Genomic DNA, 16,676 nt, shown 5'->3' on the forward strand with positions numbered 1-16,676 from the left:
TACGCGGGCCAGCCGGGCCCGGAGTTGAGTGGTGCACGTGATCCCTTCTACTACCCGTGAACTGCAAGCGACGCTACAGCAGCTGGACGCTGATCTGCGTAAGCTGACTACGACAGTTCATGCTCTATTGAATTGTCTTCCTGGCGCTCCTACGGATGGCGCTGCTCCGCTCGCGTCCGCGCCGCGGCAGGCGTCACTACGCGCCTTGCCCAGCGCGGCCGACGCCGTTACGGGCGCGCCGACAGGTGCGCCGGTGCTGGTGTCGCCGCCGCCGCCCTTGGCGGGCGAGGCCGGTGCGGAACAGTGGCGGCTGCGCGATGGCGGCTGGACCCTGGTGTCGCCGCGTGGCCAGCGTCTGGTGCTGACCACGCTGGAGCGCAAATTCATGCTGTCCCTGTTTGGCGCGGCCAGTCGTAGCCTGGCGCGTGCGGAACTCAGCGCGCTGGCGCCTTCGACGGGCGAGAGCGGCGAGCATCCGGCGTCCTCGCCACGGGGTGTCGACGTCATGGTCAGCCGCCTGCGCCGCAAGGCACAGGCGATGGGCATGCCGTTGCCGCTGCGCTCGGTGCGCCGCTGGGGCTATATGTTCACCGAGGCCGCGCTGGTCGATTGATTGTTGGGCGCTGGCCGGCCAGGTGCGGCCGGCCAGGTGCGGCCGGCCAGGTGCGGCCGCGTGACGCGCAATGTCGTCAAGCGCTGGCGGGAAGCTGTTCGAGCACCCGCCGCAGCCGGCCCGCGAGGGCACGGCTGGCGGGCATCATTGGCGGGCGCAGCTCGTCCTGGATCAGGCCCGCCATGGCCAGCGCTTTCTTGATGGGCGCCGGATTCGGTTCCGAGAACAGCAGGCGCACCAGGGGCTTGAGCTGGTTTTCCAGCGCGCGCGCTTCCGCTACGCGACCCGCCTGGGCCAGCCGCATCATGGCCACGAAGAGGTCCGGCCGCACGTGCGCCGCCGCCGGGATGGCACAGCGCCCGCCGGCCAGGAAGAAGCTGCACAACGCCATGTCTTCGCCGCATACGGCGGCTATCCTGCCCCGTTGCAGGATGGCCATCAGGCGCGTCGGATCGCACTCCTTGACGCCGGCGATACGCTGCGTGGCCGCCAGCATCTCCATGCTCTCCACCGTCAGCGCGGACCCCGTGCGCTTGGGTACGTTGTAAAGCAGGATGGGCCGATCCGTGGCCCACGCCAGCTGCCGGTAATGCCATTTCATCCCGGCTTGGGTGGGACACAGGTAATACGGCGGCGGAATCAGGTAGGCGACGGGTTCCAGGCGATCCAGGCGCCGCAGCGCGGCCGCCACGCCGCTGGTATCGACTCCGCCCAGGCCCAGCACGATGGGCAGGGCGCCGGCGTCGGCATCCGCGCGCAGCGCCTCCACCAGCTGGCAGCGTTCAGCCAGGCTCAGCAGATTGCCTTCGCCGGTGGAACCGAACAGCACCAGGCCGTCGATGCCGGCGCGCCGGTAGTGGCCGGCAAGCTGGATGGCGGCCTCGATGTCCACGCGGCCTTGCCGCTGCGGCGTCACCATGGGCAACCACAAGCCGGCCAGCGCGGGCCCTGTCGCGGCCGACGGCGTGCTGGCGGCCGGGTCCGCGGGCACCCCGATGGGCGCGTCCATTAGTGCAGCACCGTCAGGTCGCCGGCGTGGATGGCGCCGAACTCCGCTTCCGGCACGCCGGCCATGATGGCGTCCATCAGCGACACCAGGTCGCCGCGGCCGGCCTGCAATTGCACCGTCGTCATCGCGAGGCGCGTATCCAGCGTCAGCGTGTAGATCCCCAGGCGGTCGCCCAGGGCGCGATGCAGCGCGCGGCGCACGGCCTGGGTGTCGCGGCCGGGGATGCGCACGGTCAGGCACACACGCGGGCCGTGGTCGTGTGGCCGCGCGACGGAAGCGGCCGCGCGGTGGCCTTGCGCGGCGGGATGGCTGGCGGCAATGAAGTCGGAGATCAAGGGCATGTCAGTGGGCGGCGCCGCGCCGAAGGGCGGGGGAGGCCAGTGGTTGATGACGAATCCACTGTAGGATGGCCCGGATAAACGCCTTGAAAAAGAGCGGCGCGCGCTCGTAAAAATTGCATATACGGCGCGCCCCGGTGACGGCCTAAAACGTCTTGGTCAGCGAAGCCAGCACGGTGCCGCGGCCCATGTCGCGGCCCTTGGTGTTGGTGTAGACGGCGCGGTCCGCGTTGGTGTCGATATAGGCCACGGCCACGCTGAAGCCCTGGCCCAGGTCCTTGGTCAGACCCAGCTTCCAGTCGTAGTAGGAGCCGTCATCGACGTTGCGCAGGTATTGATAGCCCACGTGCGCGTTGACGGTCAGGCCCCAGACCCCGGTGTCGAAGTTGCCGTTCAGTTCCACATACTGGCTGCCTTTTGACTTGGCGAAGCCGAACAGGTTGGTCGGGGCGTAGGAGTACTTCAAGGCCACCGGCCCGTATCCCACGCTGCCGTAGATTTCCGTGGTGTCGGGGCTGGTGTAGCCGGACGGGTAGTCGCCGGGGTAGTAGTACCGGAGCACGCCGAAGTCGAACGGCACGTCGGTGGCGAAGGTGCCGCGATAGCCGCCGTAGAAATCCATCTCCACCGGCGCCGACACGTCGTGGTTGCTGTCGGCCAGCCAGCTGATGCTGGAATTCCAGTTGCCGATATAGAAGCCGCTGCTGTGGGCGAAGTCGAAGCCGCCCTGGACCGCTGGCTTGTTGTTGGTCTGCATGATGCCGCGATAACGGTATTGCGATGCCAACGTCAGATTGGCGCTGAGCGTGTAGTCAGGCGCCGGCGCGGCGCTGGCGGCCGGGACGCCTGGACTGTCTTCCGCGTGGCTGTTAGTAAGGCAGCCGAGCGCCAATGCCGCTGTCAGCGTGAACGTGAACCGCATGGTGTTTCTCTCCTGTGTTGCGTCTCGCACGCGCGAGAGGCTGCGCAACGATAGGAAGAAACGCCTAAAGGCCGACTCAAAAGACGGGCCGGGCGTATCAACAAGTCATAAAAACGAGCCACGATTCCGCCTAACCGGCGAAGCGATACCCGACGCCCACTTCCGTCAACAGGAAGACGGGTTGCGCCGGATCGGCTTCCAGTTTCTGGCGCAGATGCCCCATGTAGATACGCAGGTAATGGCTGCTTTCCACATGCGACGGCCCCCACACTTCACGCAGCAATTCGCGATGCGTCATGACCTTGCCGCGATGGGCCAGCAAAACAGCGAGCAGGCGATATTCCATCGCGGTCAGGTGTACGTGGGCGCCGTCGCGCGTCACCACGCGCCGCGCGAAGTCCACCGTCACGCCGCCGAAATTGATTTCGGCGGCATTGCCCGCGCCGCCGCGGCCGTGGCGGCGCAGCAGTACCCGCAGCCGCGCCAGCAGCTCGCCCACGCCGAAGGGCTTGGCCAGGTAATCGTCCGCGCCGGCGTCCAGCGCGGCGATCTTGTCGGCTTCGGCGCTACGGGCCGACAGCACCAGCACCGGCACTTCGGTCCAGCCGCGCAGGTCGGTGATCAGCGCCATGCCGTCGCCATCGGGCAGCCCCAGGTCCAGCACCACGGCGTCGGGCTGGCGCGTGCCGGCCTCGATCAAGCCGCGCTTGACCGTCTGGGCCTCGAAGACCTGGCAGCCCTCGGTCTCCAGCGCGTCGCGCACGAAGCGGCGGATATGAGGATCGTCCTCGATCAACAGCACGGTGGGTTGGAAATCGAACATGGCGGAAGCGTACACCTTCAGGTTTCAGGATCCAGCCCGGGGGCCGGTCGCAGGGGCAGGGCGATGACGAAGCGCGCGCCGGTCAGGGGCGGGGCGCCGCGCTCAACCCAGATGCGTCCGTCGTGCGCGCTCATGATGGCCTGGCATACCGCCAGCCCCAGCCCGACACCAGGCGTCGCGGACTCGCGTTCGCCACGGACGAACTTCTGGAAGATGCTCAGCTCGGCGCCTGCGGGCACCCCCGGACCATCATCGCTTACGGTGATGCGCATTTCGTCCGCGCTGGCGGCCGCCTCGATGCGCACCTGACTGCCCGGCGGCGTGTATTTGGCGGCGTTCTCCAGCAGATTGCACAGCACGCGCTGGATCAGGACGCCGTCGCATTCCACCAGCGGCAGTTGCGACAAGGGCGCCACGGACACCTGATGGCCGCGCAAGGGCTCGCGCGTATCCGCCAGGGCCGCGCCGACCAGTTCTTCCACCGACTGCCATTCCTTGCGCAAGGTCACTTCGCGATTCTGCAGGCGGGCCATGTCCAGCAGGTTCACCACCAGGGCGTGCATGCGGTAGGCCTGCTGGCGCATGGCGGCGGCGATTTCGCGCTGCGTGGCGGGCAAGGGGGGTGTGGTGTTGAGCAGGTTCTCGCTCATGCCGACCAGGCTGGTCAAGGGCGTGCGCAGGTCGTGCGAGACGGCCGCCAGCAGCGAGTTGCGCAGCTGCTCGGACGTCATGTCCACCAGGGCCTTCTGCGCCACGTCGACATAGTGCAGGCGCTCGATGGCGATGGCGATGACGGTGGCGTAGGTCTCCAGCTGGCGGCGCGCTTCCGTGGCCGCGAAGGCGGCGCCGCCCGGCGGTTGGATCACCAGCACGCCGCGGGTGCGCATCGGCGCTTTCAGCGGCAGGTAGAACAAGGGGCTGGCGGACAAGGTGGCCGTGCCGGCGCCGGCGGGCTGGGCATGGTCGAGCACCCACTGGGCCAGCGCCGCTTCCAGGTTCAAGGCCGTGTCGGCGTTGGCCAGGCGCAGCTGGTCGTGTTCGTCCAGGATAAGCACGGCGCAGGGCGTGCCGAAGGCGGCGTCGATGAAGGACACCGCCGACGCGACGATCTGCTCGGGCAGCAGGGCCGAGGACAATTCGCGCGCGAATTCATACAGGCCGTGGGCAACGCTGGCGCGTTCCGCCGACAGCCGCGCCTGCTGCCGCAAACCCGCGGTCAGTTGTCCCACCAGCAGGCCCACCGACAGCAGCACCAGGAAGGTCAGCAGATACTGCACGTCCGACACGGCGAACGACGCCACGGGTTGGACAAAGAAGAAGTCGAAGGCCATCACGCTGATGACCGATGCCAGGGCGGCCGGTCCGCGGCCATGGCGCAAGGCCACCGCCATGACGGCCAGCAGATAGAACATGACGATATTGGTCTGATGCAGCGCCGGAAAGGCGGCCAGCGACACCAGCGTGGCGATGCCGCAATAGGCGGCCGACCAGGCGTAGGGCATGAAGGCCACGGGCGCGCGGCCGACCGGCGTTTCCGTGGCGCGCGGCAAGGGGCCGTGGACGGGCGCCGCCAGGCGGATCACGTCCAGCTCGGGACAACCGGCGGCCAGGCGTTCGGCAAAGCGTTCGCTGCGCCAGGGGCCCACGCTCGACAGCGCGGCGGTGAGCCAGCCGGCCGGGCCGGCCAGGCCGCGGCTGGATTCGCTGCGGCCGATCACCGCCTTGGTGATGTTATGGCGGCGGACATAGGCGCTGACCGCGGCCACCATATCGGTGCCGGCCAGCGTTTCGACGTGGGCTTCCAGGCTTTGCGCCAGGGCCAGAGCGGCTTGCAGGCCGTTCACGCGCGCGGCGGGCAGCGCCGCGGCGCGCGGTACCGCCACGGTGATGACGTGCAGGTCGCAGTCCAGTTGTTGCGCCAGGCGTTGCGCGCCGCGCACCACGTGCTCGGCGCCCTCGGCGGCGGCCAGGCAGGCCACCACGGCTTCGCGCGTGCGCCAGACCGTGGCGATGGCGCTGTCGCGCCGGTAGGCCTGGACGTCGTCATCGACGCGGTCGGCGGTGCGGCGCAGGGCCAGTTCGCGCAGCGCGATCAGGTTGCCCTTGCGGAAGAAATTGCGGGCCGCGTGGCGGGCCTGTTCGGGCAGGTAGACCTTGCCTTCACGCAGGCGGCGCAGCAGTTCGTCGGGGGGCAGGTCGACCAGCATGACCTCGTTGGCGGCGTCGAACACCGCGTCCGGCACGGTTTCCCAGACGCGCACGCCGGTGATGCTGCCGACGGCCTCGTTCAGGCTGTCCAGGTGTTGGGCGTTGAGCGTGGTCCAGACGTCGATGCCGGCCGCCAGCAGTTCCTGCACGTCCTGCCAGCGCTTGGCGTGGCGCGAGCCGGGCGCGTTGCTGTGCGCCAGTTCGTCGACCAGGACCAGGCCGGGGCGGCGGCGCAGGGCGCCGTCGAGGTCGAATTCGTGGAGGGTATGGCCGCGATGGGTCAGCGCCGCGCGCGGCAGCACGTCCAGATCGCGCAACAGGGCGGCGGTGTCGTTGCGGCCGTGGGTTTCGACGACGCCGGCCAGCACCTGGGTGCCTTGCGCGTGCAGGGCACGGGCTGCCGTCAGCATGGCGAAGGTCTTGCCGACCCCGGCCGAAGCGCCGAAATACACCCGCAGCCGGCCGCGTTCGGCACGCTTTTCAGCAGCGTCGATATCGCGCAGCAGGGCGTCCGGATCGGGGCGGGCGCGAGCAGGGACGGACATAGAGGCGTGAAATCCTTGCGATCGGTTCAGCCGGCGGTGACATACGCCGGTCGGCCAGCCGCCACTATACGCGGCGGCATGGCGTTCAACGGCCGGTTTTCACGCCGTCCAGGTCCAGGTTCAAAGCCAGGACGTTGACACCCGGCTCGCCCAGCAGGCCCAACCACGGCTTGCGGGTGTGGATGGCGATGCGTTGCTCCACGTCGGCCAGCGGCAAGCCGCGTTCGCGGGCCACGCGGGGCGCCTGGTAGCGGGCGGCGGCCACGCTGATGTCGGGGTCCAGTCCGCTGCCTGACGCCGTGATCAGGTCCACCGGGATGGGCGTGGCGTTGCCCGGGTCGGCCGCGTGCAAGGCGGCGACGCGCGCCTGCACGGCTTCGGCCAGGGCCGGGTTGCGGGGGCCCAGGTTGGAGCCTCCCGAGGCCGCCGCGTTGTACGGCATCGGGGCGGTGGCCGATGGGCGGCCCCAGAAGTAGCGCGGGGACGCGAAGGGCTGGCCGATCAGGTCCGAGCCTACCGGTTTGCCGTTGGCTTGCAGCATCGAGCCATGGGACTGGTAGGGGAAGATGGCCTGGGCGGCGCCTGTCGTGGCGTAGGGGTAGATGATGCCGGTGATGACGGTCAGCGCCAGGAAGACGGTGAGCGCCGGGCGCAGCAGGGAGGCTTGCACCGGCGGTTCATCTTGCGGCGCCGCGCCGCTACGGTTGTGTTTGATTTCAGTGGTTTTCATGATGGGTGTCCTTCTTGATGTGGCTTCAAATGCTGTTGGAGATTTTTATTAACAGGCGGGGGGACCCGCCTGTACCTCCCCGCTTGGAGGCGGGTCCCCCGCCTGCCGCTGGTCCTCGGTAGGCTGGTCACCCGCCGCTTCCCTGCCGGCGGCATTGGGCGGATGACGCCCCCGTCATGCCAGGCCCAGGGCCGCCAGGACCATGTCTATCGCCTTGATGCCGGCGAAGGGGACGAGCAGGCCGCCCAGGCCGTAGATCAGCAGGTTGCGGCGGAGCAGGGTGGCCGCGCCCAGGGGGCGGTAACGCACGCCCTTGAGCGCCAGCGGAATCAGCACCACGATGATCAAGGCGTTGAAGATCACCGCAGACATGATGGCCGACGCCGGCGTCGCCAGACCCATGACGTTGAGCACGCCCAGCTGCGGATAGACGCTGGCGAAGGCGGCCGGGATGATGGCGAAGTACTTCGCCACGTCATTGGCCACGCTGAACGTCGTCAGCGCGCCCCGCGTCATCAGCATCTGCTTGCCGATTTCGACGATCTCGATCAGCTTGGTGGGATTGGAATCCAGGTCCACCATGTTGCCGGCTTCCTTGGCGGCCTGCGTGCCGGAATTCATCGCCACCGCCACGTCGGCCTGGGCCAGCGCGGGCGCGTCGTTGGTGCCGTCGCCGGTCATCGCCACCAGGCGGCCTTCAGCCTGATACGTGCGAATCAGCTTCAGCTTGGCTTCCGGCGTGGCTTCGGCCAGATAGTCATCGACCCCTGCTTCGGCCGCGATCGCCGCCGCGGTCAGCTTGTTGTCGCCGGTGATCATCACGGTCTTGATGCCCATGCGCCGCAGCTCGCCGAAGCGTTCCTTGATGGCCGGCTTGACGATGTCCTTCAGTTCCACCACGCCCAGGACACGGCCGCCTTCGGCCACCGCCAGCGGCGTGCTGCCGCGCCGCGCCACGTCATCGGCGGCGCGCGTCACCGCGCTGTCCATGGTGACGCCATGCTCCGCCAGCCATTGGCGCACGGCTTCGACGGCGCCCTTGCGCAACTGGCGGCCGCCGATATCGACGCCGCTCATGCGCGTTTGCGCGGTGAAGGGGATGACTTCGGGGATCGCTGCCAACGCGGTTCCAGACTCAGCCACGGCGCCGCCCGTGCGCGTCTGCGCCGTGGCTGCCGCCGCCGCGGGCGCCAGGCCCAGCGTCTTCTCCGCCAGCACCACGATGCTGCGGCCTTCCGGCGTTTCGTCGGCCTGAGACGCCAGCCGCGCGGCTTCGGCCAGTTCCCGTTGCGATACGCCAGGCGCCGGCATGAAGGCCGAGGCCTGGCGATTGCCGAAGGTGATGGTGCCGGTCTTGTCCAGCAGCAGCACGTCGACGTCGCCGGCGGCTTCCACCGCGCGGCCGGACATCGCCATCACGTTGGCCTGCATCATGCGGCTCATGCCGGCCACGCCGATGGCCGACAACAGGCCGCCGATGGTGGTCGGGATCAGGCACACGAGCAGGGCCACCAGCGCCGTCACGCTGACCACCACGCCGGCCTTGCCCACCAGCACCGCGTATTGCGCGAAGGGCAGCAGGGTGACGGTGACCAGCAGGAACACCACGGTCAGGCCCACCAGCAGGATGGTCAAGGCCAACTCGTTAGGCGTCTTCTGGCGCTTGGCGCCTTCGACCATGGAGATCATGCGGTCGAGGAAGCTTTCACCGGGATCGGCGGCGATACGCACGAACAGCCAATCCGACAGCACGCGGGTGCCGCCCGTGACTGAGGAGAAATCGCCCCCCGCCTCGCGGATCACCGGCGCTGATTCACCCGTGATGGCGCTTTCGTCGACCGACGCGACGCCGGCCAGCACCAGGCCGTCGCCCGGCACGGTGTCGCCCGCTTCGACCAGCACCACGTCATCCTTGCGCAGGTCGCCCGAGGCCCGGGCGATGGCGCGCAGGCGCCAGTCGTCCGGCTGCGCGTGGCCGATGTCGGCCTGCTTGAAGTCGCGCAGCAGGTGGGCCGTGAGCGTGGTGCGCAAGCCGCGCAAGGTGGCCGCCTGCTGTTTGCCGCGGCCCTCGGCCAGGGCTTCGGCGAAGTTGGCGAACAGCACGGTGAACCACAGCCACAGCGCCACGCCCAGGATGAAGCCGGCTGGCGCTTCGGCCTGGCCACGCAGGGCCATGATCCACAGCAGGGTGGTAAGAATGCTGCCGACGTAGACCACGAACATGACAGGGTTCTTGATCTGCGCCGACGGCGCGAGCTTGCGCAGGCTTTCCACGACGGCCGGAAAGATCAGGCTCATGGAAAAGAAGTTGAAGCGCCGCGGGGCCGGCGCGTGGCCGTCCTGGGCCGGCGTCAAGCCGGCGGCGGTGTCGTTGGTGGTAAGGGCCATGATGGTTTCAGCCTTTGAATTTGGGGGCATGTCCTAGCGCTGCAGATGTTCCGCGACCGGGCCCAGCGCCAACGCGGGCACATAGGTCAGGGCGCCCACCAGCAACACCGCGCCGATCAGCAGTACGACGAACAAGGGGCCGTGGGTGGGCATGGTGCCGGCGCCCGCCGGGACGCGCCGCTTGGCGGCCAGCGAGCCGGCCAGGGCCAGGATGGGCACGATGACGGCGAAGCGCCCGAACCACATGGCCAGCCCCAGCAGCACGTTGTAGAAGGGCGTGTTGGCGGACAAGCCGGCGAAGGCGCTGCCGTTGTTATTGGCGGCGGAGGTCACGGCGTACAGGATCTCCGAGAATCCGTGCGGCCCCGGATTAGCCACGCCCGCCTGGCCCGCCGCCAGGCTGACGGCTACCGCCGTGCCGACCAGCACCAGCAGGGGCGTGGCCAGGATGACGATGGACACCATCTTCATCTCGTGGGCCTCGATCTTCTTGCCCAGGTACTCCGGCGTGCGGCCTATCATCAAGCCGGCGATGAACACCGCCAGGATGGCGAAGCCCAGCATGCTGTAAAGACCCGTGCCGACGCCCCCGAACACCACCTCGCTCAACTGCATCAGCAGCATGGGCACGAAGCCGCCCATGGCCGACAGCGAATCGTGCATGGCGTTGACCGCGCCGCAGGACGCCGCCGTCGTCACGGCGACGAACAATGTCGTCGCATTCAGGCCGAAGCGGGTCTCCTTGCCTTCCATATTGCCGCCTGTCGTGGACGCCGTGGCGCCACCGTCCACCCCTTGCTGCGCCAGCATGGGGTTGGCGGTCGACAGCGGGCTGCCCGTTTCGTAGTGGCCGGCCACGAGGGCGAAGACGATGAACAGCACTGTCATCGACGCCAGCACCGCCAGCCCCTGGCGGCGGTCGCCGACCATTTCACCGAAGGTGAAGCAGAGGGCGGCGGGCAGCAGCAGGATGGCCAGCATCTGCACGAAGTTCGACAGGGCCGTCGGGTTCTCGTAGGGATGCGCGGAGTTGGCGTTGAAGAAGCCGCCGCCGTTCACGCCCAGCAGCTTGATGGCTTCCTGCGAGGCTACCGGGCCCATGGCCAGGGTCTGCGTCGTGGCGGTCATGTTCTCGGTGACCGCCTGGCCAGCCTGATCCAGCACGGGCTGGCCCGCCGCGTCCAGCTTGGGTTGCGTGTACTGCACGGATTCCACCAGCGGCACCTGCTTGTACTCGTCGAAGTTCTGGATCACGCCCTGGCCGACGAAGAACAGCGCCACGATGAAGGACAGGGGCAGCAGCACGTAGAGCGTGCTGCGCGTCACGTCGACCCAGAAATTGCCGACCGTGCTGGCGTTATGGCGCGCGAAGCCGCGGATCAGGGCCAGCACCACGCCGATGCCGGTGGCGGCCGAAACGAAGTTCTGTACCGTCAGCACCAGCATCTGCGTCAGGTAGCTCATCGTCGATTCACCGCCATAGCCTTGCCAGTTGGTGTTGGTGACGAAGCTGATGGCGGTGTTCAGCGCGGAGTCCGGCGTCACCGGTCCGAAGCCGGCCGGATTCAGCGGCAGCAGCCCTTGGGCCCGTTGCAGGACATAGGTGGCCAGCGCGCCCAGCACGCTGAACAGCAGGACGGCGGCGGCGTAGCGCTTCCAGCCCATTTCCGCGTCGGGGCGGATGCCGCCGACGCGATAGATCAGCCGCTCCAGCGGGCGGCCCCAGGCGGTCAGGCGCGACTGGCCGTCCTCCATGGCGATACGGATATAGCGCCCGACGAAGGGCGCGAGCAGCAGGAGTACGACAAGAAAGCACCCCAGCAAACCGACAAATCGGGTGTCCATCAGAATTTCTCCGGCTTGAAGAGCGCGACCAGCAGATAAATGAAGAGCAGCAGGGCCAGGGTGCCGCTGACCAGGTAGAGCCAACTCATGAGCGGTCTCCTCGCTGCAGCAGGTCACAAAATTCGTAAAGCGCCATCGTCAAGGCGGCGCAGATGGCCAGAGTGGCCAGATAGACAACGTCCATTCGTTTCTCCCCAGGGCGTAACGCCCGTCAGCGCCGACGCGGAAAGGGCCGGCGGGACGGTACGCAGATTAGGGAAGCGGCGATAAAAACGGGGTAAAGCTTGGCGGCGGCCATATAGAGAAGATATAAATGCGGCACCCCACGAGGTGCCGCCACGCACGGAAGCGGGCATCCTCGGTCATTTGGATGATTTGTCGCATCGTGTCTTTTTGCACCATAGTGAGTACAAATGAGGCGACTGACGGCCGGTTGAACCGCGAAAAATCGTTATTTCGGCAAAAAGCACCAAAATAGTGCGTGATTTAAGTAAATGAATGCTCCTTCCTAGGGCATACCCCTAGTGTCACATTCACGGAGTTGGTGCATCATTCTTTCCATGCAGGTGAGGAGACAAATGCCTCTGCAAGGCAAAACCGGGCGGCACCGGTATATATAAAAAAAGCTGTACCTTTAATAAAAGCAAAACGCGCAACGGCTGGCACCAGGCAGTGCCAGCCGTTGTCGCATTCAAAAGCCGAAAATGGGACGAAGCATGCTCGGAATGCCGGACGACTCGCCCCGCGTCACCTTCATCTGGCGCCGCAACTGCCGCTGGATCCTGCTACTGCTGTCCGTCTGGGCTGCCCTCACTTTCCTTCCCGCCTGGTTTGCCCGCGACGTGCCCTACACCGTCCTCGGTTGGCCCTTGTCCTATTGGACGGCCGCCTACGGCGCGCCTCTCGCTTATCTTCTGATCGTCGTTGTCTATGCCCGCGTGATGAACCGGGGTGACGACGCAGCGGACGAATAATGCTGTTCGGCGGCGCGACCCAGCGCGAACTGGACGTGCAACTGCGCCGCATCTACGTGCTGTATGCCGCCGGCTTCGGCTTGCTGATCCTGGTGCTGACCCTGTGCGAAATTTTGGGCATGGCGCGCAGCTGGATAGGCTATGTCTTCCTGCTGGTCACCGTCAGCCTGTACGCGGGCATAGGCATCATCTGCCGCACGTCGGATTCGGTCGAGTACTACGTGGCTGGTCGCCGCGTGCCCGCTTTCTACAACGGCATGGCGACGGCGGCCGACTGGATGTCGGTGGCGTCCTTCATCGGCGTGGCCGGCACCTTGTACCTGAGCGGCTACGGCGGCCTGGCTTATGTGATGGGCTGGACCGGCGGCTATGTGCTGGTGGGGCTGCTGCTGGCGCCGTATCTGCGCAAATTCGGCCAATACACCCTGCCGGACTTCCTGGGCGCCCGTTATGGCGGCAACCTGCCGCGGCTGGCCGGCGTGGCCTGCGCGTTCCTGTGCTCCTTCACCTACCTGGTGGCGCAGATCTATGGCGTGGGCATCATCACCACGCGCATGACCGGCATTTCCTTCGAGCTGGGCATCTTCGTTGCCCTGGGCGGCATGCTGGTGTGCTCGTTCCTGGGCGGCATGCGAGCGGTCACGTGGACTCAGGTGGGGCAGTTCATCATCCTCATCATCGGCTATCTGGTGCCGGTAATCTGGTTGTCGCTCAAGGTCGCGGGCGGCCCCGTGCCGCAATGGTCGGCCGGCCCGGTCATGCAGCAGGTGATCCACACTGAAGAACGCCTGCGCGACGATCCCAAGGAGGTGGCGGTGCGGCGCCTGTGGCAGGCGCGGGCGGAACAGATGGATGCCCGCTTGCGCACCTTGCCGCAGTCCTGGGTAACCGAGAAGGTCGCCCTGCGCGATCGCCTGACGGCGTTGATGGAGGCCGATGCGCCGTCGGTGGAAATCCGTTCGGTGGAGCGCGAACTGGCCGCCTATCCCGCCGATCCCGAGCAGGCGCGCCTGGCCTGGTTCCAGGCGCGCAACGATTACCTGGCGCGGGCGCAGCCGCCGGTGCCGGCGGCGCAACCCTATCCAGGCGCGACGCCGGCCGAGCGCAGCGACCTGCGCAACAACTTCCTGGCGCTGGTGCTGTGCCTGATGATGGGGACCGCGGGTCTTCCGCATGTGCTGATGCGCTCGTACACCACGCCGTCAGTGGGCGCGGCGCGGCGGTCCGTGGCCTGGTCGCTGCTGTTCATCCTGCTGCTTTACCTGATGGCGCCGGCGCTGGCGGTGCTGATCAAGCAGGTCATCTACAGCACGCTGGTGGGCTCGCATTACACGGATCTGCCTGATTGGGTGCATGCCTGGAGCGCCGTCAGCCCGGGCCTGCTGGACGTCACCGACGTCAATGGCGACGGCATCGTGCAACTGGACGAAATCAGCATGGGCGCGGACATGATGGTGCTGGCCGCGCCGGAAATCGGCGGGCTGCCTTACGTGGTATCGGGTCTGGTGGCGGCAGGCGGGCTGGCGGCCGCGCTGTCGACGGCCGATGGCCTGCTGCTGACCTTGTCCAATTCCCTGTCGCACGACATGTGGTATCGCGTGGTGTCGCCGCGCATGCCGGCCAACCGGCGGGTGCTGGTGTCGAAGGTGCTGCTGCTGGCGGTGGCCTTCGCGGCGGCCTGGGTGGCGGCGCGCAAGCCGGCCGACATCCTGTTCATGGTATCGGCGGCGTTTTCCTTCGCGGCGTCGTCCTTCTTTCCCGCGCTGGTGATGGGGATCTTCTGGAAGCGCGCCAATAAATGGGGCGCCACCCTGGGGATGGCGGCGGGGCTGCTGGTGACCTTCACTTATATGGCCCACACCCACCCGTGGTTGCGGGAACTGGTGTTCAACATCGACCGGACGCAGCCGGTGACCTTGTGGTGGGGCATACAGCCCATCGCCGCCGGCGTGTTCGGCGCGCCAGCCGCTTTCCTGACCATCGTGGTGTTTTCCTTGCTGACCCCGGCACCGGACGCCGCCACGCGGGCCTTGGTGGATTACGTGCGCGACCCCACGTCCGCGCGCCCCGCGCAGGAAGTGAAAGAGGCTCCGCCCCTATGATCCGGCGCCTGTAAGGGGCTGGTGCGACACCGTGGGGACTACCGCGGGGGTTAGTGCTTCACCGTGTCCGAGAACACGTTCATCACGATGACACCCGCCACGATCAGGCCGATGCCGATCAGGGCGGGCAGGTCCAGGTGCTGCTTGAAGAACACCAGGCCGATGATGGAGATCAGGACGATGCCCACCCCGGACCAGATCGCATATGCGATGCCGACAGGAATTTCCCGCAGCGTCTGCGAAAGAAAGTAAAAGGACACCAGATAGCCGACGATGGTAATGGCCGAGGGCAGCAAGCGAGTAAACCCTTCGCTGGCCTTCAAGGAGCTGGTGGCGATCAATTCGGCGACGATCGCCACCGCCAGGTACAACCACTTCATCAAGGATTCCTTTCGGGGAAAAGGCGCGACGACCTGCTAGCGCTTGACGTCTTCCACCAGCTTCAGTAACACCAGCAGCGCGCCCGCGCCGCCATGCCGTTCCTCGCTTTCGGCGAAGGCCATGACTTCGGGCTTCTGCACCAGCCAGGTTCGCACCTTGTCCTTGAGCACCGGCTCCATGTCCAGCGAGCTCAGCCCCTTGCCGTGTACGACGCGCACACAGCGGATGCCGAATTCCAGGCACTCGTCCAGGAAGGAAAACAGCGCATGACGGGCCTGTTCGACCCGCAGGCCGTGCAGATCCAGTTCCGCGCCCGTGCGCCAGGTGCCGCGGCGCAAGTTGCGCGCGGTGTCCGGCGCGGCGTCGTGGCGGACAAAAGCGGTGCCGTTTTCCGAAAGAAAACGCGTGATGTCGGAGTCGTCCGACACGCCGCCGTCCGCGCGCGCGCCTTGTTCGCCCAAGGCGTGGGCGCGCCGCATGGCCTGCGCCAGGGTCGGTTCCCTGGGCGCCGCTGTCTCCGCTTTCGGCGGCACGTGCGTGGCACGCGCCGGCGTCTCGACCTTCTTCACATTGCGCATGGCGCGCTCGAACAGCTTGGGATCGTCGGGCAGGCCGGCGCCGCTCAGCGCGTCGTCCTTGGCCGCGGCCTTGGCGGCCTGCGCGGCCAGCATGGCGGCGGACGGCCGCAGGGCTTCCGCCCGCGACGATTCCCGCAGGCTGTCCCGCAAATCCTTCAGATCCGCGCTATCCGCCAGGCTGCCGCGGGCGCGCTTGCCGCCGGCGTTGGCGGGATCGGGGCGCGCGCCCGGTTTATTGCTGCCCCGCATTCTCCAACCACCGTTGTGCGTCCAGGGCGGCCATGCAGCCGGTGGCGGCGCTGGTGATCGCCTGGCGGTAGACGTGATCCTGCACGTCGCCGGCGGCGAAGACACCAGGCACGGAAGTCATGGTCGCCATGCCGGACAAGCCGCTGCGCGTGACGATGTAACCGTCCTTCATGTCGACCTGGCCCTGGAAGATGTCCGTGTTCGGATGGTGGCCGATGGCGATGAACGCGCCTTTCACGGCAATGTCCTCGGTGGCGCCGTCCTTGGTGCTGCGGATGCGCACGCCGGTCACGCCGCTGTTATCGCCCAGCACTTCGTCCAGTTCGGAGAACAGCTTCAATTCCATATTGCCGTTCTGCACCTTTTCCATCATCCGGTCGATCAGGATGGGTTCGGCGCGGAACTTGTCGCGACGGTGGATCACCGTGACCTTGCGGGCGATATGGGACAGATACAGGGCTTCTTCGACGGCGGTATTGCCGCCGCCGACCACCACCACGTCCTGGTTGCGGTAGAAGAACCCGTCGCAGGTGGCGCAGCCGGACACGCCCTTGCCCATGAAGGTTTCTTCCGAGGGCAGGCCAAGGTACTTGGCGGAGGCGCCGGTGGAGATGATCAGGGCGTCGCAGGTATAAACGTTACCGCCGTCACCGACCAGCTTGAACGGCCGTTGCGAGAAATCCACGCTGGCGATGTGGTCGAAAATGATTTCGGTGTTAAAACGTTCCGCGTGCTGCTGGAAACGCTGCATCAAATCGGGACCCTGCACGCCGGCCACGTCAGCCGGCCAGTTGTCGACTTCCGTCGTGGTCATGAGCTGGCCGCCTTGGGCCAGGCCGGTCACCAATACCGGTTTCAGGTTGGCACGGGCGGCGTACACGGCGGCGGTATAGCCGGCGGGGCCGGAACCGAGGATCAGCAATTGGGCATGTTTCGGAGTAGTCATCGGGCACACTGAGCAAAGTGGATGC

Annotated in this window: 15 protein-coding genes; 3 read left to right on the forward strand and 12 right to left on the reverse strand. The window is 67.1% G+C overall.

Translation table 11 applies throughout. From position 1 onward, the window contains the following. Positions 1-37: 37 nt before the first annotated feature. Positions 38-613, forward strand: a complete 576-nt coding sequence (locus tag ASB57_RS29545; protein ID WP_156414317.1) for a helix-turn-helix domain-containing protein — start codon at positions 38-40, stop codon at positions 611-613. A 76-nt stretch (positions 614-689) separates the two neighbouring features. Here ASB57_RS29545 and ASB57_RS29550 read toward each other — a convergent pair whose 3' ends face one another. The 9 genes from ASB57_RS29550 to kdpF form a co-directional block, all read right to left on the reverse strand. After that, a complete protein-coding gene (locus ASB57_RS29550; RefSeq protein WP_082621935.1) occupies positions 690-1,622 on the reverse strand; it encodes a 4-hydroxy-tetrahydrodipicolinate synthase in 933 nt (310 codons plus the stop codon). Beyond that, positions 1,622-1,963 carry a hypothetical protein gene (locus ASB57_RS29555; RefSeq protein WP_231755291.1) on the reverse strand — a complete coding sequence of 114 codons (342 nt, stop codon included), beginning with the start codon at positions 1,961-1,963 and terminating at the stop codon, positions 1,622-1,624. The genes ASB57_RS29550 and ASB57_RS29555 overlap by 1 nt, the downstream gene beginning before the upstream one ends. Positions 1,964-2,105: 142 nt before the next feature. Next, positions 2,106-2,882: a TorF family putative porin gene (locus ASB57_RS29560; protein ID WP_057655652.1), complete on the reverse strand. Its 777-nt coding sequence runs from the start codon at positions 2,880-2,882 to the stop codon at positions 2,106-2,108. Between the two features lie 130 nt (positions 2,883-3,012). After that, positions 3,013-3,705, reverse strand: coding sequence for a two-component system response regulator KdpE (kdpE, locus tag ASB57_RS29565; RefSeq protein ID WP_057656548.1), 693 nt, complete (start codon positions 3,703-3,705; stop codon positions 3,013-3,015). 17 nt (positions 3,706-3,722) lie between these two features. After that, on the reverse strand, positions 3,723-6,458 hold the full coding sequence (locus tag ASB57_RS29570) for a DUF4118 domain-containing protein (RefSeq protein WP_057655653.1): 2,736 nt from the start codon (positions 6,456-6,458) through the stop codon (positions 3,723-3,725). 85 nt (positions 6,459-6,543) lie between these two features. Continuing rightward, the gene (gene kdpC, locus ASB57_RS29575) at positions 6,544-7,188 is read right to left on the reverse strand and encodes a potassium-transporting ATPase subunit KdpC (RefSeq protein ID WP_057655655.1); all 645 of its coding nucleotides are present in this window, start codon (positions 7,186-7,188) and stop codon (positions 6,544-6,546) included. 174 nt (positions 7,189-7,362) lie between these two features. Then, positions 7,363-9,576 (reverse strand): potassium-transporting ATPase subunit KdpB, encoded by a 2,214-nt coding sequence (kdpB, locus tag ASB57_RS29580; protein WP_057655658.1) that lies wholly within the window; start codon positions 9,574-9,576, stop codon positions 7,363-7,365. A 33-nt stretch (positions 9,577-9,609) separates the two neighbouring features. Then, positions 9,610-11,421, reverse strand: a complete 1,812-nt coding sequence (gene kdpA, locus ASB57_RS29585) for a potassium-transporting ATPase subunit KdpA (RefSeq protein ID WP_057655660.1) — start codon at positions 11,419-11,421, stop codon at positions 9,610-9,612. After that, positions 11,421-11,510 carry a K(+)-transporting ATPase subunit F gene (gene kdpF, locus ASB57_RS30895; RefSeq protein WP_082621936.1) on the reverse strand — a complete coding sequence of 30 codons (90 nt, stop codon included), beginning with the start codon at positions 11,508-11,510 and terminating at the stop codon, positions 11,421-11,423. The genes kdpA and kdpF overlap by 1 nt, the downstream gene beginning before the upstream one ends. 627 nt (positions 11,511-12,137) lie before the next feature. Between kdpF and ASB57_RS29590 the strand changes: the two genes are divergently transcribed. Both ASB57_RS29590 and ASB57_RS29595 read left to right on the forward strand, forming a co-directional pair. Then, positions 12,138-12,395 carry a DUF4212 domain-containing protein gene (locus tag ASB57_RS29590; RefSeq protein WP_231755292.1) on the forward strand — a complete coding sequence of 86 codons (258 nt, stop codon included), beginning with the start codon at positions 12,138-12,140 and terminating at the stop codon, positions 12,393-12,395. Further along, a complete protein-coding gene (locus ASB57_RS29595) occupies positions 12,395-14,497 on the forward strand; it encodes a sodium:solute symporter family protein (protein ID WP_057655665.1) in 2,103 nt (700 codons plus the stop codon). Before ASB57_RS29590 ends, ASB57_RS29595 begins: the two co-directional genes overlap by 1 nt. A 50-nt stretch (positions 14,498-14,547) precedes the next feature. Here the strand turns inward: ASB57_RS29595 and ASB57_RS29600 are convergent, their stop codons facing one another. The 3 genes from ASB57_RS29600 to trxB form a co-directional block, all read right to left on the reverse strand. Then, positions 14,548-14,880: an SMR family transporter gene (locus ASB57_RS29600; RefSeq protein ID WP_197424900.1), complete on the reverse strand. Its 333-nt coding sequence runs from the start codon at positions 14,878-14,880 to the stop codon at positions 14,548-14,550. A gap of 33 nt (positions 14,881-14,913) precedes the next feature. After that, complete coding sequence (locus ASB57_RS29605) at positions 14,914-15,594, reverse strand: Smr/MutS family protein (RefSeq protein ID WP_369822888.1); 681 nt, start codon at positions 15,592-15,594, stop codon at positions 14,914-14,916. Between the two features lie 94 nt (positions 15,595-15,688). Then, on the reverse strand, positions 15,689-16,651 hold the full coding sequence (gene trxB, locus ASB57_RS29610; RefSeq protein WP_057655668.1) for a thioredoxin-disulfide reductase: 963 nt from the start codon (positions 16,649-16,651) through the stop codon (positions 15,689-15,691). Positions 16,652-16,676 lie beyond the last annotated feature (25 nt).

Source organism: Bordetella sp. N, assembly GCF_001433395.1.
In the GTDB taxonomy this organism is placed as follows: Bacteria; Pseudomonadota; Gammaproteobacteria; order Burkholderiales; family Burkholderiaceae_B; genus Bordetella_C.

Excerpts from the sequence above, each read along its gene's own strand:
- ASB57_RS29550 (WP_082621935.1), bottom strand. The coding sequence starts at position 1,622 with ATGGACGCGCCCATCGGGGTGCCCGCGGACCCGGCCGCCAGCACGCCG.
- ASB57_RS29555 (WP_231755291.1), bottom strand. The coding sequence starts at position 1,963 with ATGCCCTTGATCTCCGACTTCATTGCCGCCAGCCATCCCGCCGCGCAA.
- ASB57_RS29560 (WP_057655652.1), bottom strand. The coding sequence starts at position 2,882 with ATGCGGTTCACGTTCACGCTGACAGCGGCATTGGCGCTCGGCTGCCTT.
- kdpE (WP_057656548.1), bottom strand. The coding sequence starts at position 3,705 with ATGTTCGATTTCCAACCCACCGTGCTGTTGATCGAGGACGATCCTCAT.
- ASB57_RS29570 (WP_057655653.1), bottom strand. The coding sequence starts at position 6,458 with ATGTCCGTCCCTGCTCGCGCCCGCCCCGATCCGGACGCCCTGCTGCGC.
- kdpC (WP_057655655.1), bottom strand. The coding sequence starts at position 7,188 with ATGAAAACCACTGAAATCAAACACAACCGTAGCGGCGCGGCGCCGCAA.
- kdpB (WP_057655658.1), bottom strand. The coding sequence starts at position 9,576 with ATGGCCCTTACCACCAACGACACCGCCGCCGGCTTGACGCCGGCCCAG.
- kdpA (WP_057655660.1), bottom strand. The coding sequence starts at position 11,421 with ATGGACACCCGATTTGTCGGTTTGCTGGGGTGCTTTCTTGTCGTACTC.
- kdpF (WP_082621936.1), bottom strand. The coding sequence starts at position 11,510 with ATGAGTTGGCTCTACCTGGTCAGCGGCACCCTGGCCCTGCTGCTCTTC.
- ASB57_RS29590 (WP_231755292.1), top strand. The coding sequence starts at position 12,138 with ATGCTCGGAATGCCGGACGACTCGCCCCGCGTCACCTTCATCTGGCGC.
- ASB57_RS29595 (WP_057655665.1), top strand. The coding sequence starts at position 12,395 with ATGCTGTTCGGCGGCGCGACCCAGCGCGAACTGGACGTGCAACTGCGC.
- trxB (WP_057655668.1), bottom strand. The coding sequence starts at position 16,651 with ATGACTACTCCGAAACATGCCCAATTGCTGATCCTCGGTTCCGGCCCC.